Source organism: Streptomyces sp. NPDC085944 (assembly GCF_040686295.1).
In the GTDB taxonomy this organism is placed as follows: Bacteria; Actinomycetota; Actinomycetes; order Streptomycetales; family Streptomycetaceae; genus Streptomyces; species Streptomyces salinarius.
Window position 1 is genome coordinate 82008 of sequence record NZ_JBFBJX010000013.1, and the last position, 25071, is coordinate 107078.

Genomic DNA, 25071 nt, shown 5'->3' on the forward strand with positions numbered 1-25071 from the left:
CGTCGTCGACGGTAGGCGTCAGTCGGCTGAGGGCTGCAGTGGCCGCACGTGGGGCCCGGCGTCCTCCCGCCGGCCCCAGGCGATTCCGTAAATTCCGGCCTGGCATTTCGCGGGCAGTATGTGGACGCTGTGGGACGCGTCCAGGCCGAGCGGGCGGATCTCCACCCGCTCCGCTTCCGAGTTGTTGCGGTAGTACCCGTGCACGGCCGACGGAAGGTGCCGGGGATGGAAGAAGACGTGCAGGAGATACTGCCGGACCGGAACGGGCAGGGTGCGCTCGTGATGGTTCGAGGGTGTGCACCGCGGGCCGATGTCGAGGGTGTAGTCGATGATCGCGGTTTCGCCGCGCCGAAGGGCCCGTCCGAATCCGACGTCGAATACCGCGGAACTGACTTCCTGACGGAAGCACAGCGCCTCCAGGCGCCCGCAGTTGACGGTCACCTGCACGGAGGGCGTGCCGGGATCGTCCAGGTTGTGGTGGGCCGTCAGATGCCGCACGTCGTCACGGGTGGCGCGCACCACGTGGTTGACCGTGTAGCGCTCGATGCACCCGCGGTCGTCGAGGTGCACGGTCTCCGACACGGAGAGGGTGAGGAGGTTCTCGTTGAACCGGTAGGCGTCCACTCCCAGGGCCCGCTCGAGCGGCGCGCCGGGGCTCAGGACGCGCGAGAGGGCGTCCGGCACACGGTTCGTCGGGGCGAGCGCCCTCCCGCGCGGGCGCCGGTGGGCCAGCAGTGTCTGCAGCGTTCCCGGCGCCAGGTTCAGGATGACCTCGATCTCCGCCACCGCCCGCAGGGACTGCCGGCGCTCGGGCTGACTGCGGCCCCGCTGCCAGTGGCTCAAGGTCACCGGACTCACCGAGAGGCCGCGTTCGCCGAGGTGGTGGTGCAGACGCTGCAGGGACAGTCCGCGCACCTTCAGCGCCCGGTGGAGGGCCTCGCCGAAGGTGAGTTCGTCCGCGCGCCGCGCCTCCTCGGGCCGGTCTGTCTCCGGCCGATCGTCCCGCTGGTTCATCGACGGCTCCCGAACGGTTCTGCCAGGGGGCCGGCAGGGCTGCCGCCGCCGGTGAGCGGGGCTGCCCTGCCGTCGTGGACCACCACAGGGTACGGGCGGTCCACCGGCCCGGCGCGGCGCCTGGGGAGAGCGTCGCGCCGGGCGCGGACTGCGGTCGGTCAGGCGGTGTTCAGGCTCAGGCCGTAGTACCGCAGTGCGTCGTCCAGCGGCTGGAAGTACGAGGTGCCCTGCCCGTAGACGCCGTTGCACCGGTTGTCGGTCAGGCCGCCCGAGGTCAGGCCCTGGCCCTGGTTGCCGGAGATCCAGGGGCCGCCGCTGTCCCCGCCCAGGTCGCAGGCGTTGCTCAGCCCGAGGTTGGTCACGAGGGTGGCCGGCTGCCCGGGGTCGGTGTACGTCACCGAGTAGTCGTAGGCCTTGATGGAGCCGCAGGTCCAGCCGGAGGTGGCGCCGGACTTGCAGACGTCGGACCCGACCGGCGCCCGCCGGCTGCCCTCGACGGCGATGGCGCCGCCGTTGTTCCACGTGCCGACCCGGGGCGCGACGGTCGTGCCGGCGTCGACCGAGGCGAGGCCCATGTCGATGCTGCTGCGCCCGTGGTGGAACCGGGTGGTGGTGCCCTTGGCGAAGTGCGAGCCGTCGTAGTACAGGTCGGGCAGGTTCTCGACACAGTGTCCGGCGGTGACCAGGACCTGCCGGCCCGACGAGTCCCGGGCGCCGTAGCCGACCGAGCAGTAGTGGTTGCCGTAGTCCATCCGGCTGCCGGGGTAGATGGTGCCGGCCATCGAGACGGCCTTGCCGTCGCTGTCCTGTACGGCGACCGCGGACCCGTAGGACGCGGCCCTGTTCAGAAACTCCCGGTCGGCCGCCGTCGCCGTGCCGCGCACCTGGACGACCACCTTGTTCTGCACGGGGTCGACACCCCACCCCTGGACGCCGGTGGGCAGTTCCTGCTTCGCGGCCTTGTCGAGCGCCTCCTTGACGGCGTCCAGTTCGCGGGCGCTGTGCCGTGCTATGCGTGCTTCGAGCCCGGCGGCCTCCACCTCACGGGCCGTGCTGGCGTCGGTGACGTTCACCGTCAAGCGGCCGTCGCCGTCGAAGAAGGCCCCGCGCGGGTCGACGCCGGAGGAACGCAGGGCGGCGAGCACCGACTGCTGACGGGCCTGCGAGTCGAGTCGCCGGGCGGCGCTCGCGTCGCTGATCCCCAGCGAGTCGCCGAGAGCGCGCACCATCTGCGCCTGGTGACTTCCGCCGGACGCGGGCGAGTCCGCCCCGGTGGTGCCGTGTGCCGAGACCGCGCCCGAGGAGACGACCAGCGCCGCCGCGGCGGCACCCGACGCCATGATCGCGCGTAGACGAAGCATGATTTCTCCATTTCCGGACAGCCGCCTGCGACGGCTTGTGGGGGAAGTGCGGATCGAGAGCAGAGAAGGCCCTGTCCGCATGGAGAACTTTCCTAGTCGGGCGCGCCCATGACAAGATCGGTGAGCAGCGCAAAAATTAACAGAACCGCGGAATTCTGTTTCTGCGGGTAATTGCCCGACGCCCCGTCAGACGCATTGCACGGAAGCGGAAATGGCCGGGAATGGGCGGCGCGGGCGGTGCCGGTCAGGAATCGGCGGATTCGGCCAGGGAACGGGGGCGCAGGTCCGTCCAGTTTCCTGCGGCGCGGGTCCGAGGCGGCGGCCGTCGGCTTCGAGAACTGGTCGGAGCCGGTGCCGCTGCGCCGTTGGGGTGCCACGGACTGCTGGTACGCGCTGGTGCGCATGCCGACCCGCTGCGGGTGACGTACCGGTTCCTGGTGGGCGACGCCGCGTACGCCGACCCGTGCAACCCGGCCGGGGCGGGCGGTCCGTGGCCGCGACCCCGGACGCGCCGCCCCAGCCGCACTGGCCGGCGGTCGGCCCCGACGATGTCCTGCCCCTCCCCCGCACCCGGCTGCGCCGGACGAGCCAACTCGGTGGGCGGCGTACCGTGCGGGTCCACCCGGCGGGCGGGGGCGGACCGTCGGTGCTGCTGCTCGAAGGGGACGACTGGTTGTATCTGCACCCGGCCGCGACCGCGTTCGACTTGGCCGTCGCGAGCGGTGAGACGCCGTCGGTCACGCTGGTGTTCCTGCCCGCCAGGGACCGCGCGGCCCAGTTCGGTTGCCGCCCCGAGCTGTGGGAGGCGGTGCGGGACGAGTTGCCGCCCCTCGTCGCGGAGAGCGGTGTGCCCGCCGACGCGGACCGACTCGTGGTCGCGGGGCAGAGTCTGGGCGGGCTGAGCGCGCTCTACGCGGCCTTGGAGTTCCCCGGTCCGGTGTCGCGGGTGGCCTGCCAGTCGCCGTCGGTGTGGTGGACCCCGGAGGCCGTGGACCTGGCGGACCCGCTGGGCGGCCCGCTCGGCGGTACCCTCGCGGCCCGGCTGCGCGGGCGCCCCGATCTGTCCGGGCTGCGGGTGGCCTTCGCCGTGGTCGAGCACGAGGGGCGGATGCTCCCGCACTGCGCTCGGGTGGAGGACCTCACCGGGCGGGCCGGTGCGACCGTGCGGGTCTCCAGGTCGGCGTCGGGCCACGACAGGGCGGGCTGGCGGCAGGCGCTCCTGCGGGACGTGGCCTGGGTACTGGCGCCGGACGGCGCGGCCGGAACGTGAGGGTGGGCGGCACGGCTGCCGCCCACCCCCGACGCCGGGACGTCCTCAGCTCTGGGGACGCTTGCCGTGGTTGGCGCCGTTCTTGCGGCGGGCCTTCTTCTTGCGACGTCGTTTCGAGGACATCGATACCTCCTTGCGGTCGGGTTTCCACACGCTTTGCACCGGATTGTCACCTCCGGTGATCACAGAGCCCCTTTCCTGTCGGCGCCGGACCAAACATCCGGCGCCGGGGCACCCGGTCAACGGGCCGGCCGGTCATCCGGTCACTGCCAGGCGGTACTGCTCGTCGGTGGCCGGCAAGCCCCGGTGCGTGTCCTCGGCGGTGACGACGCCGTCGTCCAGGACGAGCACCCAGTCGGCGGTTCCATGATGAACTGCGCGAGGCCCACGGCCATGATCAGTTCACCGATGTTGATCCGTCCCTCGAAGGCGAGCCATCCCGCGGTGAGGGTCACGGCGGCGGCGAGCACCGCGTTGCGGCCGAGGTAGGTCAGGTTCCCGTCCTGGCGCCGTGCCACCAGGTCCCCGGTGCGGTACATGCGCTCGCCCGGGGCACCGAAGGGGCAGGCGACGAAGCACCAGGGCAGGCGGCTCGAAACCCTCGCCGCCGTCGTTTCCGAGGGCCGCTACGGCGGTACGCCCGGCCGCATCTTCTACCGCGAGGGCGAGGGGGTGGTGATCGTCGCCGGGGCCGACGCGCGCCGGGGCCGCGATCACGGCCTCGCCGTCACGCGGGTGCGCACGCAGGACGGACGGGAGTCGGCCGCGCCGGAGTACTTCACCTCCATGGGCGGCTATCTGACCGCCCGCCCCTGAACTCCCCGGCCGGTCCCCGGCTTTCGCCGCGCACAGGGCCCGGCCGTGCTGCCACGGCCGGGCCCTGTGTGCTGCGGTCGTGCGCGGCCTCAGCCGCTCTTGCGCCGGAACGAGCGCTGACTGGCGGCGGGGCCGTGGGCGCCCCGGATCTTCGCCACGTCGGAGGTGGCGGCGAGGGCCGCGGCCTCCGCCTGCTTGCCGCGCTTGCGCTCCAGTGCCTGCCGGAACTTGTCCTTCAGGTCGTACTGACCGTCGGCGCCCGGCGTCAGGGTGGCGCCCTCGCCCTCCGCCGGTTCCGAACCTGCCTGCGGTGAAGACTCTTCCGTCATGACGACCTCCTGGGCTCGGACAACAGGAGCACAGCTTGTCACGACCGGCCGCGCGGAACCACCGAGAATGTGCCCGGGCCGGCCGGCAGGTTCACCGTGTACTGGCGCAGGTACGTGTCCAGGTACGGCGACCGGTCGCCGGGGGTGGCGACGTCGTCGGCCGGGTCGTCCAGGGCGAGCCGCAGCTTCGCTCCCCTCACCTCGACGGTTTCGCCGGACGGCGTGTCGCGCCAGGAGCCGGTCTGGATGGAGCCGATCTCCACGGCCAGGACGTGCCCGGCGGCCAGGGTCCAGTCGGTCGCCTTCAGGTCGAGGCTCATCCGGCCGGACTTCACCAGGGAGACCTGCTCGTCGAACATGACGGCGGTGCCGTCCGGGGCGACGTCGTACAGCTTGAGCATGACGTTGCCCTCGCCGCGGGCCGTCAGGGACACCTGCGGGGTTCCGGTGACGCGGGTGTCCTTCCGCAGCGGCTTCGACCAGACGAAGAAGCTGGAGGCGACCTCACCGGCGCGCTGCCGCTTCGCCGCTTCCGCGGCCAGCCCGGGCGGGGTCCGCTGCTCGGTCGCGGGCGCGTTCTCCATGTCCCACTCGCCGGTCGGCTGCGGCGGTGCCTTCGGTGCCGGGCCTCCGGACGCGGTCAGGGCCGCGCGGGCGGACGCTCCGCCGTCGTCCACGTAGGAGCCGCCGCCGAGCGGTACGGTGACCGACCGCTCGCCGACGGGCCACCTGCGCTGGGCCCGCCAGGCGCCGGTGGAGTCCTCGACGGCGTAGGCCGGGTATCGCACGGTCGGCCTGACGCCCTTCAGATACTGGTCGTAGAAGGACAAAGTCTCCTCGTACCAGCCCTCACGGCCCATGGCCAGACGTCCGTCCTCGACGCGGTCGCCGCCGCGCACGTGGTCCCACTGGCCCAGCCACCCGCGCTCGGGGCCGCGGTGGTTGTCGAGGTACTCCTCCATCTCCTCGGGCTTGGTGTTGTTCTCGATGAAGCCCTGCGTGACGAAGAGCGGGGTGTCGCTGCCCCTGGCCATCCTCGCCAGGTCGCGGGAGGTCCAGTGCTCGTCCGACTGGTCGGCTATCCGGTAGCCGGCCGAGTTCTCGGTCAGGCACTCCGGGTGGCTCTCCTCGTAGCGCGCGGCGGCGCGGTACCGGGAATCGTCGTCCGCCATCGGGGGCATCGAAGCGATGGAGTTGTACGCGCCGGCGGTCCCGGTCACGTTCGGGCGGGGCACCCCGTTGGAGTAGATGTACTGGTACATGTCCCACAGGGGCTCCTGGGCCACGACGGCCTTGAGCGCGCGCTGGTCCAGGTTGTTGCCGATGAGGCCGGTGACGGCGTCGTACGACTTGCCGTACATGCCGACCGCGCCGGTGGACCACGGCTGCTTCGCCGCCCAGTCGATCGCGGCCTTCACGTCGGCCTGTTCGCCGGGCCCGCCCCAGTCCAGGCAGCCGGTGGAGCCGCCGAAGCCGCGCAGGTCCACCATGACGAAGGCGTAGCCCCGGTCGAACAGGTCGGTGCCCTCGATGAAGTCCTGGAAGCGGGCGGAGGGCCCGGTGTGGGTCCAGCCCTCGGGGCCGGTCTGGCCCGCGTGGGCGAAGTACGGGCCGATCGACAGGATGACCGGCACCTTCTCCTTCCGCTTCAGCCCCTCGGGCAGCAGGACGTCGGCGTGGAGGCGGGTGCCGGAGCGGTCGGAGGACGGGAAGTAGTGCTGGGTCCAGACCGAGCCCTGCGGAACGCGGTCGTTCTGCTCGTGCGTGACGGGGCCGGTCCCGGTGGCGGCCGGCCCGGCCTCCGCCTCGTGCGCCGCGACGGCGGGGCCGCCGAGTACGGCGGTCAGGGCGAGGGCGGCGACGAGTGCCGATGCGGTTCGCACGGCCGCGCGACGTGGTCTCACTTGCTCCTCCTTGTAAGGCGGGTGCAGGTGGTACGGGTGGTGCAGGTCTAGCAGCGAAGTCCCCGCACGTCGATGGGGCGTGCCCACAACTGCCCCTTGCGCAGGGGGCATTGACGGACAGGCCGGGCGGAACGGCCCAGGGACACCTCGCGGGGCCCCGGCTGCGGGTCCGCGCCGGAATCGCCCCCGGTCCGATTGCTGCCTAAGGTTGGGCACGCCGACGGAAGCGGAGTCCTTTCCCGACCGCAGGAGAGTGGGGCGCCATGGCGCGGGGTGTCGAGTCGATCCGGCGGACCGCCCTCGGCGTCCTCGGGGCCGTCCTGCTGCTGATCGGCGTCGCCCTGCTGGTGCTGCCCGGGCCGGGCCTGCTGCTCGTGTTCGCCGGGGTGGTGCTGCTGGCGCGCGCCGTTCCGGCCCTGAACCGGTTCGTGGCCCCGGTCCGCGTCCGGGCGATGCGCGCGGCGGAGGAGAGCGTCGCCTCCGGGTGGCGCATCGCGGGCTCGGTGCTGGTGGGACTGTTCCTCCTGGCCGCCGGGGTGGTGTGGGGCCTCGTTTCCGAGCTGCCGTACTCCGGGTGGGCGACCGGGGCGAGCCTGGTCATCTCCGGCTTCGTACTGTTCGCCCTGCTCGTGTGGAGCCACCGCCGCGTTCAGGCGGCGCGACGCGGCTCAACCCCGGAGTCGGAAGGAGCGCGCTGAGCCGTCGGGACGGTGCTCGGCGCAGCCGGCGCGGCCCCGGGGCCGGGCCCCCGCCGGTGAAACCGGCCCCGGGGCCCGCGCTGGTAAAATGGCGCCACGCTTTGAGGCGCCCGGGTCCGTACCGAGGGGTACGGACCCGGGCGCGTTCCGGGCGGCTGATCAGAAAGGTCCCCCATGAACGCGAAGCCGACCGCATCCTTCGACGCCCTCGGGCTGCCACCGGCGCTGGTGAAGACGATGACCGGCCTCGGGGTGACGGAGCCGTTCCCGATCCAGGCGGCGACCCTGCCCGACGCGCTGGCCGGGCGGGACGTCCTGGGCCGGGCGCGGACCGGGTCCGGCAAGACGCTGGCCTTCGGGCTGGCCCTGCTCACCAGGACCGCCGGCCGGCGCGCGGAGTCGAAGCGGCCTCTTGCCCTCGTCCTGGTGTCGACCCGGGAACTGGCCCAGCAGGTGAGCGAGGCGCTGACGCCGTACGCGCGGGCCCTGGACGTGCGTCTGACCACGGTCGTCGGCGGTCTGTCGATCAACCGGCAGGTGGAGGCGCTGCGCGCCGGCGTCGAAGTGGTCGTCGCGACGCCCGGACGGCTGGCCGATCTGGTGACCCGCCGGGACTGCCACCTGAACCGCGTGCGGATCACGGTGCTGGACGAGGCGGACCAGATGTGCGACATGGGTTTCCTGCCCCAGGTCTCCGGCATCCTCGACCAGGTGCCCTCCGACGGCCAGCGGCTGCTGTTCTCGGCCACCCTCGACCACGACGTCGACCAGTTGGTGCGCGACCACCTCCACGGCCCGGTCCTCGTCTCGGTCGACCCGGCGTCGGCATCGGTGACGACGATGGAGCACCACGTACTGCTCGTCCACCCCGCCGACAAGTACGCGACCGCGACCGAGATCGCCGCCCGCGACGGCCGGGTGCTGATGTTCCTCGACACCAAGGCCGGCGTCGACCGCTTCACCCGGCACCTGCGCGCCGCCGGGGTGTCCGCGGCCGCCCTGCACAGCGGGAAGTCGCAGCCGCAGCGCACCCACACCCTCGCCCGGTTCGCGGAGGGCGGGGTCACCGTGCTGGTGGCCACCAACGTCGCGGCGCGGGGCATCCACGTCGACGATCTCGACCTGGTCGTCAACGTCGATCCGCCGGCCGAGGCCAAGGACTACACGCATCGCGGCGGACGCACGGCGCGCGCCGGCCGGGCGGGGAGCGTGGTCACGCTCGTCACTCCCGACCAGCGGCGCGAGGTGAACCGGATGATGTCCGAGGCCGGGATCCGGCCGACGGTCACGCCCGTGCGCTCCGGCGAGCAGAAGCTCACGGACCTCACCGGCGCCAAGCGCCCGCCGGCCGGCCGGGACAAGGAGGCCGCAAACGCGCCCTTCCGCGGGATGGGCACCCGCCCGGGCCGTGCCGCCAAGGGATCGCGCAAGGCGTCCGAGGCACGCAAGGCGGCGGAGGCCCGCGCGGCGGCCCGGGTGCGCAGGGGCCGCTGACCGTCCGGAACTTTGAACACACCGATGACAAAGTATGGACATGTCAAGCGGAAGTCTCCTACCTTGACGGCGGAACACCCGTCCCACCGCACAAGACCGGAGCGATTTCCGGCACGGTCCGGTCCCCACCTTCCGGAGGACCAATGCGCCAACGGCTGTTATCGCGTGTCCGAAGACACCTCATCCTCCTGCTGACGTCGGCCGTCTCGATCGGCGGTGTCTGGGCGGCTCCGGCGGCCTCGGCCTCCCCGGCGGCCCCCGCCGACATCCCGCCGCAGGAACCCGGCGTCACGCTGCGCGTGTTCGACGTCCAGACGCCCCTCGACGAACTGTGCACCCTCAAGGCGGGCCAGACCCCCAACCACGACAAGCTGATGCCGACGGTCGACTGGTCCACCACGGCCGACTTCGGCGGCGTCGCCGACAACTTCGTCTCCGAGGCGTCCGGTTACCTGACCGCCCCTCGCGACGGCACCTATGTGTTCCGGCTGGTCAGCGACGACGGCTCCCGGCTGACCCTGGACGGCGCCACGGTGATCGACCACGACGGACTGCACGGCGCGGAGCCCAAGGACGGCACGGTCGAACTCACCGCGGGCGCGCACCCGCTGCGCATCGAGCACTTCGACCGCGGCGGCGGCCAGCAGCTCCAGCTGTCCTGGATACCGCCGGGCGAGAGCGCGTTCACCGTCGTACCCACCGAGGCGCTGAGCACCGACGCCGGGGTCGTGCGGGTGACGGCGCCGGGCCGCAAGGAGTGCGAGGCCGGGCGCGACACCCCCGGCGACGGTCTGCCGCTCACCTCCGTGCGCCCCGACCTCGACCTCACCGACCTGCGCCCCGAGGGCTTCGAACCGCAGGTGACCGGCATGGACTGGCTGCCCGACGGCCGCCTGGCGATCAGCACCTGGGGCGGCACCGGCAACGTTGCCGGAGAGGTGTACCTCCTGGACAACGTCACCGGTGACACCGGTCGCGACCAGGTGACCGTGGAGAAGGTGGCGAGCGGGCTGCGCGAGCCCATGGGAATCAAGTACGTCGACGGTTCGCTCTACGTCTCGCAGAAGCACGAGCTGACCCGGCTCGTCGACCGCGACGGCGACGACGTGACCGACGAGTACCGCACGGTCGCCACCTGGCCCTACGGCGGCAACTTCCACGAGTTCGCGTTCGGCCTGCTCTACCGCGACGGCTACTTCTACGTGAACCTCTCCGTCGCCATCGACCTCGGCGGCGCGACCACCACCCCGCAGCCCGCGCCGAACCGCGGGACGACGTACAAGGTCAGCAAGAAGACGGGGAAGATCACGCCGATCGCGGGCGGGCTGCGCACCCCGAACGGCATCGGCTGGGGTCCTGGTGGCGGCCTCTTCGCCACCGACAACCAGGGCGGCTGGCTGCCCGCCTCGAAGCTCGTCCAGATCAAGCAGGACCGCTTCTTCAACCACTACACCGAGCCCGCCGGGCCCTTCGAGGACTCCCCCGTCACCGAGCCGGTGCTGTGGCTGCCGCAGAACGAGATCGGCAACTCGCCCTCCACCCCGCTGTACCTCACCAAGGGCAGGTTCGCGGGCCAGATGCTGATCGGCGACGTCACCTACGGCGGGCTGCAGCGCGCCTACCTGGAGAAGGTGAAGGGCCAGTACCAGGGCGCCGTCTTCCGCTACACGCAGGGCCTGGAGGCGGGCGTCAACCGGGTCTCCCTGGGCCCCGACGGTGCGATCTACACCGGTGGTCTCGGCGCCGACGGGAACTGGGGCCAGGCGGGCAAGCTGAAGTTCGGTCTGCAGAAGCTGACGCCGAACGGCGGCGACACCTTCGACGTCCAGAAGATGCGGGCCGTGCCGGGCGGTTTCGACCTGACGTACACCCAGCCGGTGTCCGAGGAGACGGCCGCCGGCCTGGCGGCCGGCTACGAGGCCGAGCAGTGGCGCTACACGCCGACCTCCGACTACGGCGGCCCGAAGATCGCCGAGGAGGAGCTGACCGTACGGTCCGCGACGCTCTCGGACGACGGCCGCACGGTCCGGCTGCGGCTGGACGGCCTGAAGCCGGACCGCGTCGTGCACGTGCGCTCCCCGCGCCCCTTCGACTCGGCCTCCGGCGAGACGCTGTGGAGCACCGAGGCCTGGTACACGCTCAACGAGATGCCCGGCAAGCAGCCGCCCGCGCCCACCCTGTACGAGGCCGAGGAGGCCCGGCTGACGGGGAAGGCGGGCGTCAACACCGACCACGTCGGCTACTCCGGCAGCGGGTTCGTCGACCGCTACGCCACCGAGGGCGACGTCACCACGACGTTCGACGTGACCGTCCCGAGGCCCGGCACCTACGACGTGAACCTGCGCTACTCCAACGGCCCGAACCCCTTTGAAGGCACCAAGTCGCTCTCCCTCTACGCCAACGGAAAGAAGGTGCGCCAGAGCGTGCTGCCCTCGACCGGGGACTGGGACACCTGGTCCACGCGGACCGAGAGCGTGCGGCTGCGCGCCGGCCGCAACACGGTGTCCTACCGCTACGACCCCGGCGACACCGGCCACGTCAACCTCGACCTGATCACCGTGCACCGCCAAGGCGCCCGGGTCGCCCTGTTCGACGGCACCGCCGCCTCGCAGGAGCAGTGGCAGCACACGGACGGACGGAAGGTGGCCTGGCCGCCGGCCGAGGAGCGGTCGATGGAGGTGTGCTGCGGCGACATCCGCACCAAGGACGCCTACCAGGACTTCAGGCTGCACGTGGAGTTCCGGGTGCCGCTGCTGCCGGACGACGTGACCGGCCAGGACCGCGGCAACAGTGGCATCTACCTCCAGGACCGCTACGAGCTGCAGATCCTCGACTCCTACGGAGACACCACCCCGGACACCGACGAGGCCGGGGCGATCTATCTGAAGAAGGCACCCGACACGAACGCGGCGACGGCCCCGGAGACCTGGCAGACCTACGACATCGTCTTCCGTGCCGCCCGCTTCGACGAGAACGGCGCCAAGACCGCCGACGCGCGGGTGACGGTGGTGTGGAACGGCCGGACCGTCCACGACGACGTCGCGCTCGACGGGCCCACCGCGGCGGGCCGGGCCGAGAGTCCGGCCGCCGGAGCGATCCGGCTCCAGGACCACGGCAACAAGGTCCGGTTCCGCGACATCCGGATCGAACCGCTGCACTGACCCACGCCGTGCGGGGCGGTCTCTCAAGGCCGCCCCGCACCGCCCGTTCCAAGGATCCGGTGGGCGGGCCGTTGCCGCGGGCGCCTCTGGGTAGGCTGAAACCGGAAACACCCTGCCCGTCGAACAAGGAGCGGAATTGAGCGAGCCGGCGTCCATCGCCCTGCAGAAGGAGATCGCCCGGGAGCTGGAGGTCGCGGAGACCTTCGACGCCGAGGGGGAGATCGAGCGCCGAGTGGCCTTCCTCGCCGAGCGGCTGACCTCCACCGGTCTGCGCGCCCTCGTGCTCGGCATCAGCGGCGGGGTCGACTCGACCACCGCGGGCCGGCTGTGCCAGCTCGCCGTGGAGCGGGCCCGCGCCGCCGGGCACGAAGCCCGTTTCTACGCGATGCGGCTGCCGCACGGGGTCCAGGCGGACGAGCACGACGCCCAGCTGGCGCTCTCGTTCATCCAGGCGGACCACGTGCTGACCGTGGACATCAAGCCCGCCAGCGACGCGGCACTCGACGCCCTGCTCGACGCCGACGTGGCCTTCCGCGACGCCCGCCACCAGGACTTCGTGCAGGGCAACATCAAGGCCCGGCAGCGCATGATCGCGCAGTACGCCGTGGCCGGTGCACACGGCGGCCTGGTCGTCGGCACCGACCACGCGGCCGAGGCGGTCTCCGGCTTCTTCACCAAGTTCGGCGACGGCGCCGCCGACGTCGTACCGCTGACGGGTCTCACCAAGCGCCGCGTGCGCGCCGTCGCAGAGGCGCTGGGCGCTCCGGCCGAGCTGGTGCGGAAGGTTCCGACGGCCGATCTCGAGACCCTCGACCCCGGCAAGGCCGACGAGGACGCCCTGGGAGTGACGTACGACGAGATCGACGACTTCCTGGAGGGCAAGCCGGTGAAGGAGGAGACCTTCCAGACGATCGTCACCCGTTACCGGCAGACCGACCACAAGCGCCGGCTGCCGATCGCGCCCTGACCCACGGCCGGTGGCGGCGCCGCCGTCACCGGCGGCCACGGCGCCCCTCGCGCCCTTTATGTGCGGTTTGCCGTAACCCGTCTTATTCTGTCCGATGAGGTGCCCGAACCAGGACCGACACCGGCCGGAGAGACGGAGCGAACATGGCGGACTTCATCGGCGCGGTGGACCAGGGAACCACCAGCACCCGGTTCATGATCTTCGACCACGGGGGCAACGAGGTCGCGAAGCACCAGCTGGAGCACGAGCAGATCCTCCCCCGCTCCGGGTGGGTGGAGCACGACCCGGTGGAGATCTGGGAGCGCACCAACTCGGTGATGCAGAACGCCCTGCGCAACGGCGGTCTGTCGGGGGCCGACCTGGCGGCCGTCGGCATCACCAACCAGCGGGAGACCACGGTGGTCTGGGACCCGCGCACCGGCCGTCCCTACTACAACGCCATCGTCTGGCAGGACACCCGCACCGACGCCATCGCGGCGAACCTGGAGCGGTCGGGCCGCGGCGACGTCATCCGCCGCAAGGCCGGGCTCCCGCCTGCGACGTACTTCTCCGCCGGGAAGATCCAGTGGATCCTGGAGAACGTCGACGGCGTCCGCGAAGCGGCGGAACAGGGACACGCGGTGTTCGGCAACACGGACTCCTGGGTCCTGTGGAACCTGACCGGCGGCCCGGACGGCGGCATCCACGCCACCGACGTGACCAACGCGAGCCGGACCATGCTGATGGACCTGGAGACGCTCGACTGGGACGACGAACTGCTCGGCTTCTTCGGCATCCCGCGCAGCATGCTGCCCACCATCAACCCCTCCTCGCACCCGGAGGCGTACGGTACGACCCGGACCTCCCGGCCGCTGCGCGCCGCCGTCCCCATCACCGGGGTCCTGGGCGACCAGCACGCGGCGACCGTCGGCCAGGTCTGCTTCTCCCCGGGCGAGGCCAAGAACACCTACGGCACCGGCAACTTCCTGGTCCTCAACACCGGCACCGAACTGGTCCGCTCCCAGCACGGCCTCCTCACCACCGTGGCCTACCAGTTCGGCGACAACCCGCCGGTCTACGCGCTGGAGGGCTCCATCGCGGTGACCGGGTCCGCCGTGCAGTGGCTGCGCGACCAGATGAAGATCATCAAAACCGCGGCCGAGAGCGAGGAACTCGCGCGTACCGTCGAGGACAACGGCGGCATGTACTTCGTCCCGGCGTTCTCCGGCCTCTTCGCCCCGTACTGGCGCTCCGACGCCCGGGGCGCGATCGTCGGCCTCGCCCGGTACAACGACAACGCTCATCTGGCCCGTGCGACGCTGGAGTCCATCTGCTACCAGAGCCGCGACGTCGTCGAGGCCATGGAGCAGGACTCCTCGGTCCACCTGGACGTGCTGCGGGTCGACGGCGGTGTGACGGCCAACGACCTCTGCATGCAGATCCAGGCGGACGTCCTCGGCGTCCCCGTCAGCCGTCCCGTCGTCGCGGAGACCACCGCCCTGGGCGCCGCCTACGCGGCGGGACTGGCCACGGGCTTCTGGCGGGACACCGACGAACTGCGCACCCACTGGAGCGAGTCCAGGCGCTGGGAGCCCCAGTGGTCCGAGGAGCAGCGCGCAAAGGGGTACGCGGGCTGGAAGATGGCGGTGGAGCGCACGCTCGACTGGGTCAAGGTCCCCGAGAGCTGACCTCGCCGTTCCGGAGCGCCGGCCACGGCCGGCGCCGTCCTCGCGGCGGCGTCCGGTGGCACCGCGAATCCGGTCGCGCGGGGGCGGGCGTTGGTGTTGGCTGTCGGGCGTGGATGCCTTCTCCCGTTCCTGGTCGGCGTTGCTCGCCGCCGTCGCCGACCTCTCCGACGCGGACTTCGCCCGGCCGTCCGGCTGCACCGGCTGGCTCGTCCGTGACCTGGTGTGCCACCTGGTCATCGACGCCCAGGACGTCCTGATCACCCTGGCCACCCCTTCCACCGGGGAGCCGACCCGGAACGCGGTGACCTACTGGCGGGTCGTCGAGCCGCCGACGGGCAACGACCCGCTCGACGCGCTGACCGTCCGGCTGGCCGCCGCCTACGAGCAGCCGGGGCTGCTCGGGTTCCACCTGGACGACGTCGGTTCCGCCGCCGGGCGGGCCGCAGCGCTCGCGGATCCCGCCGGCCGGGTCGGCACCCAGGACCAGGTGCTCACGGCGGGCGACCACCTCTCGGCGTACGTCCTGGAGTGGACGCTGCACCATCTGGACCTGATCGCGCACGTCCCGGACGCGGTGGGACCGCCGGCGGAAGGGCTCAGGCGCTCGCGGGAGCTGCTGGAAGGGGGCGTCGCGGCGACGTTTCCCGCGTCGTTCACCGACCGGGACGCGCTGCTGATCGGCACCGGACGGCGTACGCCGACCACGGCGGAGACGGCCGCTCTGGGCGCGTCGGCGGCGCGGCCCCCGTTCCCGGTCGGCTGACCGGTGCGTCCGCGCGGGCGGGCGGCGGGTCGACGGACCAGTGGACGGTGCGGCGGTTCGGCGGACCGGTTGGCGCTCTACGTGGTGGGCACCGGCCCCATCGTCCCGTCCGAGGACGACGGCCCGTCCCTGACCGTTCGCAGGCCCGACGGCGACGAACGGGTCATCCCCCTGGACGCGCACGAAACCGTGGCCCTGTCGGCCGACGGCCGCACCGCCTATGCCTCGGGCGGCGTCACCCGCGACGGCTGCGGGAACGGCCTGAGCGTCGTCGACGTCGGCGGGGTGACCCGGCTCCGGGTGGGCGAGCGGCCGCTGGCCGTCGCGGGCCTCGGCGACGGGGAGACGGGGGCCGTCGCGGCCACCGGGTCATGACAGTGGCTGCCCTCGCGTAGACTCCGCGGCATGGGTCGATGGGAGCCGAACGCGCGCGGCCGCCTGGAGCAGGCGGCGCTGGAGCTGTACGTGGAGCGCGGCTACGAACAGACCCCGGTGGCCGAGATCACCAGGCGTGCGGGGCTGACGGAGCGGACGTTCTTCAGGCACTTCGCCGACAAGCGGGAGGTCCTCTTCGCCGGCTCCGGCAGGCTCGAGGAGCTCTGCGTGGGCGCCGTCGCGGCGGCGCCCCCCGCCGCGACGCCGATGGAGGCGGCGGTGGCCGCCCTCGACGCCGCGGCGGACGTCTTCGAGGAGCGCGGGGACCTGGTCCGCCTGCGGCAGAGCGTCATCGACGCCAACGCGGAACTGCGGGAACGGGAGCTGATCAAGCTCGCGTCCCTCTCCGGTGCGCTCACCGGCGCGCTGCGCGACCGCGGCGTGGCGGACCTGACGGCGCGGCTGACCGCCGAGGCGGCGATCGCCGTGCTCAAGGTGGCCTTCGGTCGCTGGATCCACGGGCCCGGGGAGCCGACGCTGCGACAGTTCATCGCCGAGTGCGTCGACACACTCGGCGCCGCGGTCACAGGTGGGGCGGCCTGACCGGTCCGGTCGGTTAACCGGTGTACAGGAAGAGGCCGTTGCGACGTAGGTTGTGGTCAAGCACCCACGCCTCGGCTGAAAGACGGACCGCACCCATGAGCGACCCCTCGACCCCCGCCCACGCCGCACAGCAGAAGATCGACACGTCTGTGCCGCACTCGGCCCGGATCTGGAACTACTGGCTGGGCGGCAAGGACAACTACCCGGTCGACGAGCAGGCCGGCGACGCCTACACCGCCGTCTTCCCCGGCATCGTCACCGTCGCCCGCAGCAGCCGCGCCTTTCTGCGCCGCAACATCACCCACCTGGTCGCCGAGGCGGGCATCCGGCAGTTCCTCGACATCGGGACCGGACTGCCGACCGCCGACAACACCCATGAGGTCGCCCAGCGCATCGCGCCGGAGGCGCGGATCGTCTACGTCGACAACGACCCGATGGTCCTCGCCCACGCCCGCGCGCTGCTCTACTCGACCCCCGAGGGCGCGACCTCGTACATCGACTGCGACGTACTCGACCCCGACACCGTCCTCGCGGCGGCCGCCGAGACGCTGGACTTCGACAAGCCCATCGCGTTGATCCTCAGCAACATCCTGGGCCACATCCCCGACTACGACCGGGCGCGGTCCGTCGCCGCCCGGCTCGTCGACGCCCTGCCGTCCGGCAGCTATCTCTCGGTCAACGACGGCTCGCGCGGCATCGACCCGGAGTTCGACCGGGCCCAGGACGCCTACAACGAGAGTGGCGCCGCACCGTACGTCCTGCGCACCGTCGACCAGATCACGGCGTTCTTCGACGGTCTGGAGCTGGTGGAGCCCGGCGTGGTCCCGGTGACCCAGTGGCGTCCGGAGGCGGGCGCCGACCAGCCGGAACTCATCGGCGAGCACGGCGGACTCGCCCGCAAGCCGTGACCCCCCGGCCCGCGCCGTACCGAGTCGCACCGAAAGGAAGCCGCACCATGTCCGCATGGCCGTTGCCCGAGACGTTCCCCAGCGCTTCGGGCACCGTCCGCTGGAACCGGCTGGGCGCTCCGGACGGGCGCCCGCTGGTGCTGCTGCACGGCACGCCCTTCTCCTCGTACGTCTGGCGCGCGGTGGCCCGCTCGCTGGCCCGCGACCACCAGGTGTTCGTCTGGGACATGCCCGGCTACGGGCTGTCGGAGAAGTCCGACGGGCAGGACGTGTCCCTGGCGGCGCAGGGCCGGGTCTTCGCGGAGCTGCTGGATCACTGGGGGCTTCGGCGTCCACTCGTGGCCGCCCACGACTTCGGCGGCGCCGTCGCGCTGCGGGCGCATCTGCTGCACGGCGCCGACTACGGAGCGCTCGCCCTGGTCGACCCGGTCGCGCTGGCGCCCTGGGGGTCGCCGTTCTTCCGGCTGGTCCGCGAGAACGCCGAGGTCTTCGGGCAGCTGCCCGAGGCGCTGCACCGCGCGCTGGTGCGCGAGTACGTGGGTTCCACCGGCGGTCCGGGGCTGCACCCGGCGGTCCTGGACCGGTTGGTCGAGCCCTGGCTCGGCGAAACGGGTCAGCCGGCCTTCTATCGGCAGATCGCCCAGGCGGACCAGCGGTACACGGACGAGGTACAGGACCGGTACGCCGGTCTCGAGGTCCCGACGCTGGTCTGCTGGGGTGAGGACGACGCGTGGATTCCGGTGGCCAAGGGACGCGAGCTCGCCGGTCTCGTCCCCGGTGCCCGGTGGGAGCCGATCGCCCACGCGGGCCATCTGGTCCAGGAGGATGCCCCCGCCGAGCTGACGGCGGCCCTGCTGGACTTCTTCCGTCTCGTTCCCTGACGGCCGTGCGCGTACCGCGGGCGGCGGTGTGCCACAGGGCGGGCCCCCGGGAAACCAGCGCTTCCCGGGGGCCCGCCCCGCTGGACGATCTCCCCGGTCAGGCGGGGGTGATGTTCTCCGCCTGCGGGCCCTTCTGGCCCTGGGTGATGTCGAAGGTGACGGCCTGGCCTTCCTGCAGCTCGCGGTAGCCCGTGGCGTTGATGTTGGAGTAGTGCGCGAAGACGTCGGGGCCGCCGCCGTCCTGCGCGATGAAGCCGAAGCCCTTTTCAGAGTTGAACCACTTGACGGTTCCGCTGGCCATGCCTTTTGCCTTTCAGCCGTTATCGGATCCGCACCGCGCGAACCCGGAGGTGGTCGTCCTGGTCCTCCGGCATTGCACAGCAAACCGCCCGCACTCCGGCGCGGGCGGTCTGGGCGAACCACGACATCTGCTGCTGACGCTACACGGCATGTCCGAGCCCCACCAGTGAGTAAGGGGGGTGAGCGCCAACCATGTTGCCGAGCTCGCCCCCTCGGACACCGTAGTGCGGGTCTGCGCTGCGCCATCCGAGGGAGACGGCGAGGCGGCCGCACAACCCGGTTCCGGAAGTGGTCTAGCTATGGAGAGTCCACCCACGGAGTCGGAGATCGATATGACCGTCAGGAAAGCGCTGGCCCTGGTGATCGGCGCCGTCATGTGCACCGGTGCGCTGGCGACCGGCTGCACCCGGGAGCCCTCGGGCGCCTCCTCGCAGGACGCGCCCGCACCCGCGAGTTCCGCGGCCCCGCGCCCCGCTCCCCCGCGTTCCTTCCCCCGTCCACTGCCCGGCGTCGGGCCGGCCGTGCGGGAGCGTCTCCCGGCCGGCACCCGGCAGGCCGTGGTGGTCACGGGCGGGACCGAGGACTCGTCGCAGGCCCGGGTGGTGCTCTACGAGCGCTATCCGGGCGAGGGCTGGCGGGCGGTCGCCGGTCCGTGGCCCGCCCACAACGGCCTGCGCGGCTGGACCGACGACCACGAGGCGGGCGACCTGCACACGCCCATCGGCGTCTTCGGCCTCAGCGACGCGGGAGGCAGGCTGCCCGACCCGGGCACCCTGCTCCCCTACGACGAGGATCCGGCGTTCTCCGTGTCGGGCACCGGACATCTGGGCGAGCCCCTGGAGGGGTCGTTCGACTACGTGATCGCCATCGACTACAACCGGGTGCCCGGCACCACCCCGCTGGACAGGACGCGCCCCCTGGGCGAGGACAAGGGCGGCGGCGTCTGGCTCCACGTGGACCACGACGGGCCGACCAACGCCTGCGTGTCCCTCAGCGAGGAGCACATGCGCACGTTGCTGACCACCCTGGACCCGGACAAGGAGCCGGTCGTCGTCATGGGCCCGCAGGAGGTCCTGGCGCAGTAGGGCGTTCCGGCCCGCGCGGCGGCCGGTGTGCCGCGCTCAGCCGACGGGCGGCATGTCGGTGGGCTCCGAGTCGAGGCCGGGCCTGCGCTCCCGCCACGCGCCCCGGGTGAAGTCCGGTATCTCGACGGGGCGGCCGCCCCTGGCCAGTGACGTGACGCTGAGGGGCACGGGCGAGCACCAGGCGGCCGAGTCGTAGACGTCGATGTCGGGCACCAGTCCCGCGCGCATCAGCTGGACGGTGCGCCACTGCAGGACGTAGTCCATGCCGCCGTGGCCGCCGTTGTTCGCGGCGTCGTCGCCGACCTTCCGCCACAGCCAGTGGTCGTACTCCTTGCGGTAGGCCTCGAAGTCGCGCCAGGTGTGGCCGCTGTGGTCCGGTTCGACGTAGATGCGGGCGCCGGTCGGGGCGGGTCCCGCATAGTCCTCGACGATGCCGCGGCTGCCGGCGAGGGTGTTGATCCGGCTGTAGGGCCGGGGCGAACTCACGTCGTGCTCCGCCCGGACGGTCCTGCCCTTCGCCGTTTCGATCATGCAGGTGACCAGGTCACCGTTGATGTAGGTCTCCTTCCAGGAGGGGTGATCGCGCGGGACGAAGCGGGCCCGGTAGTCGGCGAGTCCCTTCGGGGCCGTCGCGGTGGCACGCAGGGTGGTCATGCGGTCGCCGCGGTTGACGTCCATGGCCGCCGCGATCGGGGCGAGACCGTGCATCGGGTAGAAGGAGGCGGTGCTGCGGGTGTGCCACAGGCGGCGCCAGGAGTCCGTGTAGTAGGTGTCGGAGAAGAGCAGTTCGCGCAGGTCGTGCAGGTAGCCGCCGTGGCCGTTGGTGATGTCGCCGAACAGCCCGTCGTGTGCCGCCTTCAGCATGGCCAGCTCGTTGCGGCCGTAGTTGCAGTTCTCGGCCAGGAGCAGGTGCCTGCGGGTGCGTTCCGAGGTGTCGACGAGATCCCACAGCTGGCGCAGTTCCGTCGCGATGGGGAGTTCCACGACGGCGTGCCTGCCGCTGAGCAGCGCGGCCCGGCCGTGCTCGTAGTGGAACTCCCAGGGCGTGGCGATGTACACGAGGTCGATGTCGTCGCGGCGGAGCATCCGCGCGTAGGACTCGGCGGAGCCGCCGTACGCGGCGGGGCGCGGCTTGCCCTTGCTCTCCAGGCGGTCGGCGGCGCGCTCGGCCCGGTCGGCGCGGATGTCGCAGACGGCGGTCACGGTGCAGCCGGGCACGGCCGCCCAGCCGGTGATCATGCTCCCGCCCCGGTTGCCGAGACCGATGATGCCGACGCGGACGGTTGTGCGGGCGGCGAAGGGCACACCGATCATCGACTTCTGGCCGGGCCTGCGGCGGGGCGCCTGTTCGGACGCCGCGGCGGAGGGGGCGGCGGCCCCGAACCCGGCCGCGAGGGCGCCGGTGACGGCCGCGGAGCCCAGGAGCAGGCGGCGGGAGACAGCGGGCGTTCGGGACATGACGGCAACACTCCTCGTGGCGTTCGCATCACGGTCGGGGCGCGGTCGGGCGTTGTCGGGCAACGTCGAACTGTCGAGCTGTCGAACACTTTCGGGGCATGACTCTGCGGGCTCCGCCGTGACATGTCAATACGTGCTCGATGCGCAGCCGTTCCGAGCACTTCCGCGCACCGGGAGGGCCGCGGGCGGTGCCGCTGCATCCCGTCCTGCACCACTCCGCGCGTGGAAAGCGTGACGGGGTCGTTGGTGGTGAAGTCCCCCGGCGGGATGCCCGGGTGGTGTCCGTCGCCGGGTGGTGGCGCCTGGTCGCGCGGGCCCAGGGTGAGCCGGGAGACGATGCGGTAGCGGTCGCCCCGGTAGAGGGGGTGCACGTACTCGACGGGCCGCCCCCGGATGTCGGTGGTCAGGCGCTCGAAGAGGAGCGCCTGGGAGAGCTCGGGCACGTCCAGCAGGTCGGCCTCGGCACGGGTGACCACGGTGGGCCCGATGGACTGCACGGCCTCGCCGACCCGGACGTCGTGCCGCTTGCCCAGATGCTCGCGGCGCAGGCGGGCCACGTAGTGGGACCTCCACGGCCGGCACCGGCGCCTCCACCACGCAGACCGAGTCTCGACCAAGTCGATGAAGTTCAGGAACGGCACGTACGCCGCGCGGGTCAGGTTCGCCGACACGCCCGAGTCCGGCCACGACGGGGACCGGCTCGTGCAGACGTTCTTCACCGTCAACGACCTCACGGCGCCGATGGCCGACGACTACGCCGCGTACGACTTCGGGTACCTGCCGAACGGCGGATGGGGGGCCAAACGGCCGACATCCCCTGCACGACCTCCTGGGAGACGTACAACCCGGCCCCTGGCAGGCCTCAACCAGCACTCCGAGCAGCACACCAGCTACGCCGGCTGGCACGAGCTGGTGGTGACCATCGACGACAGTGCCATCACGTACTACGTCGACGGACAGGTGTTCGGCACCCACGACGCCCGGTTCCTGCCCGAGCGGCCGATGTCGATCAGCTTCAACCAGTGGCTGATCGACCTGAACGGCCAGACGTCGACGGCGCCGCGCGCCTACGACCAGCAGGTCGACTACGTCCTGCACGTCAAGGACCAGGTGCTCACCCCGGCCGAGGTAGCCGCGAAGGTCGCCGGGTACCGCACCGCCGGCACCGGGTTCGTGGACGAGGTGCCCGCCTCCTGTCCCTGGCGGGGAGGCACCCGTGCGGGGACGGTCAGAACAGCGGTTCCTGGGCCGCCGAAGGCCGTCCCCGGCTCTTGCGGCGCCGGGTGCCGGCGTCGGGTGCCGTCTCGCCGAACAGGGGGGCGGTGCCGTACTCGTCCGGCTCCGCCGGGACGGTGGCGGGCCCGGTGCTCACGTTGAGGACCAGGGGGGCGTCACGGTCGAAGTCGCCCGGCGTCATCGCCACCCACTCACGGTCCTGCCGCTGTCCCACGCACCGACACCTCTCTCGCGCCGCCCGCCGCGACCACGCGACGCTACCAGCCCCACGGGAGCCGTGCGATCACGGCTCCCGCCTGGCACGCATCCATCGTTCCCGGACAGCCGGGGACCGACGCATCATGATTGAAACTGCATGGAAAAACCTCTTTCCGATCATCTTCACGCACACGCTCTCTCGTTTCGGACCCTTGACAGGCTCTGGATCCGGTCGCTTTACTCCCGATCAACGCCGATGTCGTGTGATCGGCGGCAGAGGTACGCCCAGCCGGTAGCTGGCTTCGCGCCAGAAGCCCGGACTGAGTCGCCAGGACGGCCACGCGCCTCCGAGGCGGGGACGTGCCCACCACCCCTCCGGAGCTCGAACCATGAGCCGTACGCAGGTGCACACCCGTAGGAAGCCGGTGCTGGCCGGCCTCGGCGCCACCGCCGTTCTCGTCACCGCCGCAGCCCTCGTCCCGGGCAGCTCCCGGGCCGAAGCGGCCGCCTACTCCCCGCCCCCCGCGCACGCGGGCTTCGACTACCAGATCGGCGGCGCCTACACCGCGCCGGCCGGCGTGGACGTGGTCAGCCGCGACCACACGGCCTCCCCCGCGCCGGGCCTGTACAACATCTGTTACGTCAACGCCTTCCAGGCCCAGCCCGGCGCCGAGGGCGACTGGGACGACGACCTGTTGCTGCGCGATGAGAACGGCGACGTCGTCTACGACACCGACTGGGGCGAGGCCTTCCTCGACATCCGCACCGCCGACAAGCGCGAGCGCATCGCCGCGAAGGTCGGCACGTGGATCGACGGCTGCGCGGACAAGGGCTTCCAGGCCGTCGAGCCGGACAACTACGACAGCTACACCCGCGCGGGCGACCTGCTGGACGCCGCGGACGCCCAGGGCCTGATCAAGCTGCTCGCGGAGCGCGCGCACTCCGACGGGCTGGCCATCGGGCAGAAGAACACCGTCGAACTGGCCCCGAACCGCGAGCGGAACGGGCTGGACTTCGCGGTCGCCGAGGAGTGCGGCGAGTGGGACGAGTGCGGCGACTACACGGCCGCGTTCGGCGACCGGGTGATCGTCATCGAGTACACCGCCAAGGGCCTGTCGAAGGCGTGCGCGGGCTTCGGCGACGAGCTGAGCATCGTCCGGCGCGACCTGGACGTGTCGCCGAAGGGCAGCAGCGGCTACGTCCGTGAGACCTGCTGACACCCCCCGACGGCCAGTGAAGTCCTTGGAGGTACAGATGGATGCGGTCCGACGTGCCGCGCGCCCCTCGCGCAGGGGCGTGCTGCGGGCCGGCGGGGGCGCCGCGCTCGCGGCGCTCGCGGGCACCGCGGTCACCGGCTGCGGGACCGGTCCGGACGACGGCGTCGCGGCCGACGGCACGGTCACCGTCGAGATCTGGCACGGCCAGGCGGACACGGCGAAGAAGGCCCTGGAAGGGCTCGTCGCCGACTTCGAGCGGGCCCACCCGAAGATCAGGGTGAAGCTGGGCGGCGGTGTGCTCGCCGACGTGATGCTGCAGAAGGTGACGGCCGCCCTCGCCGCCGGCTCCTACCCGGACATCGCGTACATCTTCGGGTCGGACCTGGCCCGGGTGGCCCGCAGCCCACAGGTCGTGGACCTCACCGACACGGTCGGGTCGGGACCCGTGCCGTGGAAGAGCTACTGGGCTGCCTCCAGGGACGCCGTCACGCTCAACGGCAGGGTCCGGGCCGCACCCGCGGTGCTCGACTCGCTCGCCGTGGTCTGCAACAGGAAACTGTTCCGCGAGGCCGGTCTGCCGCTGCCGGAGGCCGGCTGGACGTGGCAGGACTTCGTCGCCTCGGCCCGCACGCTCACCGAGTCGGGCCGGGGCCGGTTCGGCACCGGCTGGCCGGGCACGGGCGACGAGGACACCGTGTGGCGGCTGTGGCCGCTGATCTGGGACCTGGGCGGCGACGTCGTCGACGGCGGCGGCAAGGGCATCGGCTTCGCCGGCACCGGCGCCCGGGCGCTTCGGGTGGTGGCCGAACTGGCCCGGGACAAGAGCGTGTACGTCGATCCCAAGCCCGGCAGCGAGCAGATGTACCAGGTGTTCCAGTCCGGCCGCATGGGCATGGTGGTCACGGGGCCGTGGCAACTGCCCGACATCGAGACCGCCGGGATCGACTACCACGTCGTCCCCCTTCCCTCCTTCAGCGGGCGCCCGGTCACCATCTCGGGGCCCGACACCTGGACGGTGTTCGACAACGGCGAGGCCCGGTCGAAGGCCGCCCGGACCTTCCTGAACTGGCTGGCCCGGCCCGAGCAGGACGTGCGCTGGGACATCGAGGCCGGCAGCCTCCCGCTCAGCCGCCGCACCGAGGCCCTGCCCGCCTGGCAGGACAAGGTCGCCCGCACCGAGGGCCTGAACGTGTTCACCACGGCGTTGGAGACGGCACGGGTACGCCCCGTGCACCCGGCGTACCCGGAGGTCTCGCAGGCACTGGGGCAGGCGATCGTCGCCGTGCTCCTGGGGCGCAGCACCCCCGAGAAGGCGCTGCGTGCCTGCGCCGACGAAGCCAACGCCGCCCTGCTCATACCGCGTTGA

21 protein-coding genes and 5 pseudogenes are annotated in these 25071 nt (G+C 72.0%); 16 read left to right on the plus strand and 10 right to left on the minus strand.

Going from position 1 to position 25071, the window contains the following annotated elements:
• Positions 1-18: 18 nt before the first annotated feature.
• The 3 genes from AB0P07_RS24880 to AB0P07_RS24890 all read right to left on the minus strand — a co-directional run bounded on the left by AB0P07_RS24880 (position 19) and on the right by AB0P07_RS24890 (position 2779).
• Complete coding sequence (locus AB0P07_RS24880; RefSeq protein WP_365554149.1) at positions 19-1014, minus strand: hypothetical protein; 996 nt, start codon at positions 1012-1014, stop codon at positions 19-21.
• A gap of 158 nt (positions 1015-1172) precedes the next feature.
• A complete protein-coding gene (locus tag AB0P07_RS24885; RefSeq protein ID WP_365554152.1) occupies positions 1173-2375 on the minus strand; it encodes a S1 family peptidase in 1203 nt (400 codons plus the stop codon).
• A gap of 92 nt (positions 2376-2467) precedes the next feature.
• Positions 2468-2779, minus strand: coding sequence for a hypothetical protein (locus AB0P07_RS24890; protein ID WP_365554154.1), 312 nt, complete (start codon positions 2777-2779; stop codon positions 2468-2470).
• Here AB0P07_RS24890 and AB0P07_RS24895 point away from each other — a divergent pair.
• Positions 2673-3645, plus strand: a pseudogene (locus AB0P07_RS24895) (alpha/beta hydrolase-fold protein). The gene AB0P07_RS24890 and the pseudogene AB0P07_RS24895 overlap by 107 nt on opposite strands.
• A 263-nt stretch (positions 3646-3908) precedes the next feature.
• On the opposite strand, the gene AB0P07_RS24900 reads toward AB0P07_RS24895, so the two are convergent.
• The gene (locus tag AB0P07_RS24900; protein ID WP_365554596.1) at positions 3909-4184 is read right to left on the minus strand and encodes a hypothetical protein; all 276 of its coding nucleotides are present in this window, start codon (positions 4182-4184) and stop codon (positions 3909-3911) included.
• A gap of 37 nt (positions 4185-4221) precedes the next feature.
• Between AB0P07_RS24900 and AB0P07_RS24905 the strand changes: the two are divergent.
• Positions 4222-4461, plus strand: a pseudogene (locus AB0P07_RS24905) (methionyl-tRNA formyltransferase); the annotation flags it as partial.
• A gap of 89 nt (positions 4462-4550) precedes the next feature.
• On the opposite strand, the gene AB0P07_RS24910 reads toward AB0P07_RS24905, so the two are convergent.
• Positions 4551-4790, minus strand: a complete 240-nt coding sequence (locus AB0P07_RS24910) for a DUF5302 domain-containing protein (RefSeq protein ID WP_102930446.1) — start codon at positions 4788-4790, stop codon at positions 4551-4553.
• 38 nt (positions 4791-4828) lie between these two features.
• Positions 4829-6694: a CocE/NonD family hydrolase gene (locus AB0P07_RS24915; RefSeq protein WP_365554157.1), complete on the minus strand. Its 1866-nt coding sequence runs from the start codon at positions 6692-6694 to the stop codon at positions 4829-4831.
• Positions 6695-6957: 263 nt separating this feature from the next.
• Between AB0P07_RS24915 and AB0P07_RS24920 the strand changes: the two genes are divergently transcribed.
• From AB0P07_RS24920 to AB0P07_RS24965, 10 genes and pseudogenes are all read left to right on the plus strand, one after another.
• Positions 6958-7392 carry a PGPGW domain-containing protein gene (locus AB0P07_RS24920; RefSeq protein WP_365554160.1) on the plus strand — a complete coding sequence of 145 codons (435 nt, stop codon included), beginning with the start codon at positions 6958-6960 and terminating at the stop codon, positions 7390-7392.
• Positions 7393-7566: 174 nt separating this feature from the next.
• Positions 7567-8886, plus strand: coding sequence for a DEAD/DEAH box helicase (locus AB0P07_RS24925; RefSeq protein WP_365554163.1), 1320 nt, complete (start codon positions 7567-7569; stop codon positions 8884-8886).
• A 143-nt stretch (positions 8887-9029) separates the two neighbouring features.
• Positions 9030-12047, plus strand: a complete 3018-nt coding sequence (locus tag AB0P07_RS24930) for a family 16 glycoside hydrolase (protein ID WP_365554166.1) — start codon at positions 9030-9032, stop codon at positions 12045-12047.
• A gap of 136 nt (positions 12048-12183) precedes the next feature.
• Positions 12184-13014, plus strand: a complete 831-nt coding sequence (gene nadE, locus AB0P07_RS24935; RefSeq protein ID WP_365554169.1) for an ammonia-dependent NAD(+) synthetase — start codon at positions 12184-12186, stop codon at positions 13012-13014.
• A gap of 143 nt (positions 13015-13157) precedes the next feature.
• Positions 13158-14681, plus strand: a complete 1524-nt coding sequence (gene glpK, locus AB0P07_RS24940; RefSeq protein WP_365554171.1) for a glycerol kinase GlpK — start codon at positions 13158-13160, stop codon at positions 14679-14681.
• 109 nt (positions 14682-14790) lie between these two features.
• A complete protein-coding gene (locus AB0P07_RS24945; RefSeq protein WP_365554174.1) occupies positions 14791-15444 on the plus strand; it encodes a maleylpyruvate isomerase N-terminal domain-containing protein in 654 nt (217 codons plus the stop codon).
• A gap of 75 nt (positions 15445-15519) precedes the next feature.
• Positions 15520-15819 (plus strand): annotated as a pseudogene (locus AB0P07_RS24950) (hypothetical protein); the annotation flags it as partial.
• Positions 15820-15849: 30 nt separating this feature from the next.
• Positions 15850-16422 carry a helix-turn-helix domain-containing protein gene (locus AB0P07_RS24955; protein ID WP_365554176.1) on the plus strand — a complete coding sequence of 191 codons (573 nt, stop codon included), beginning with the start codon at positions 15850-15852 and terminating at the stop codon, positions 16420-16422.
• 95 nt (positions 16423-16517) lie between these two features.
• Complete coding sequence (locus AB0P07_RS24960) at positions 16518-17330, plus strand: SAM-dependent methyltransferase (protein ID WP_365554179.1); 813 nt, start codon at positions 16518-16520, stop codon at positions 17328-17330.
• A 47-nt stretch (positions 17331-17377) separates the two neighbouring features.
• Positions 17378-18211: an alpha/beta fold hydrolase gene (locus AB0P07_RS24965; protein ID WP_365554181.1), complete on the plus strand. Its 834-nt coding sequence runs from the start codon at positions 17378-17380 to the stop codon at positions 18209-18211.
• A 97-nt stretch (positions 18212-18308) separates the two neighbouring features.
• Here the strand turns inward: AB0P07_RS24965 and AB0P07_RS24970 are convergent, their stop codons facing one another.
• Complete coding sequence (locus AB0P07_RS24970) at positions 18309-18512, minus strand: cold-shock protein (protein WP_019330262.1); 204 nt, start codon at positions 18510-18512, stop codon at positions 18309-18311.
• 331 nt (positions 18513-18843) lie between these two features.
• On the opposite strand from AB0P07_RS24970, the gene AB0P07_RS24975 reads away from it, so the two are divergent.
• Entirely contained in the window at positions 18844-19596 is a 753-nt protein-coding gene (locus AB0P07_RS24975) for a hypothetical protein (protein ID WP_365554184.1), read from the plus strand.
• 36 nt (positions 19597-19632) lie between these two features.
• On the opposite strand, the gene AB0P07_RS24980 is transcribed toward AB0P07_RS24975, so the two are convergent.
• Both AB0P07_RS24980 and AB0P07_RS24985 read right to left on the minus strand, forming a co-directional pair.
• Positions 19633-21054 (minus strand): Gfo/Idh/MocA family oxidoreductase, encoded by a 1422-nt coding sequence (locus tag AB0P07_RS24980; protein ID WP_365554187.1) that lies wholly within the window; start codon positions 21052-21054, stop codon positions 19633-19635.
• A gap of 200 nt (positions 21055-21254) precedes the next feature.
• Positions 21255-21593: pseudogene (locus AB0P07_RS24985) on the minus strand (UTRA domain-containing protein); the annotation flags it as partial.
• 26 nt (positions 21594-21619) lie between these two features.
• Here AB0P07_RS24985 and AB0P07_RS24990 point away from each other — a divergent pair.
• Positions 21620-22248: pseudogene (locus tag AB0P07_RS24990) on the plus strand (glycoside hydrolase family 16 protein); the annotation flags it as partial.
• A 34-nt stretch (positions 22249-22282) separates the two neighbouring features.
• Here the strand turns inward: AB0P07_RS24990 and AB0P07_RS24995 are convergent.
• Positions 22283-22504 carry a hypothetical protein gene (locus AB0P07_RS24995; protein ID WP_365554190.1) on the minus strand — a complete coding sequence of 74 codons (222 nt, stop codon included), beginning with the start codon at positions 22502-22504 and terminating at the stop codon, positions 22283-22285.
• 373 nt (positions 22505-22877) lie between these two features.
• Between AB0P07_RS24995 and AB0P07_RS25000 the strand changes: the two genes are divergently transcribed.
• Together AB0P07_RS25000 and AB0P07_RS25005 are read left to right on the plus strand one after the other, a co-directional pair.
• On the plus strand, positions 22878-23705 hold the full coding sequence (locus AB0P07_RS25000) for an endo alpha-1,4 polygalactosaminidase (RefSeq protein ID WP_365554193.1): 828 nt from the start codon (positions 22878-22880) through the stop codon (positions 23703-23705).
• 37 nt (positions 23706-23742) lie between these two features.
• On the plus strand, positions 23743-25071 hold the full coding sequence (locus AB0P07_RS25005) for an extracellular solute-binding protein (protein ID WP_365554196.1): 1329 nt from the start codon (positions 23743-23745) through the stop codon (positions 25069-25071).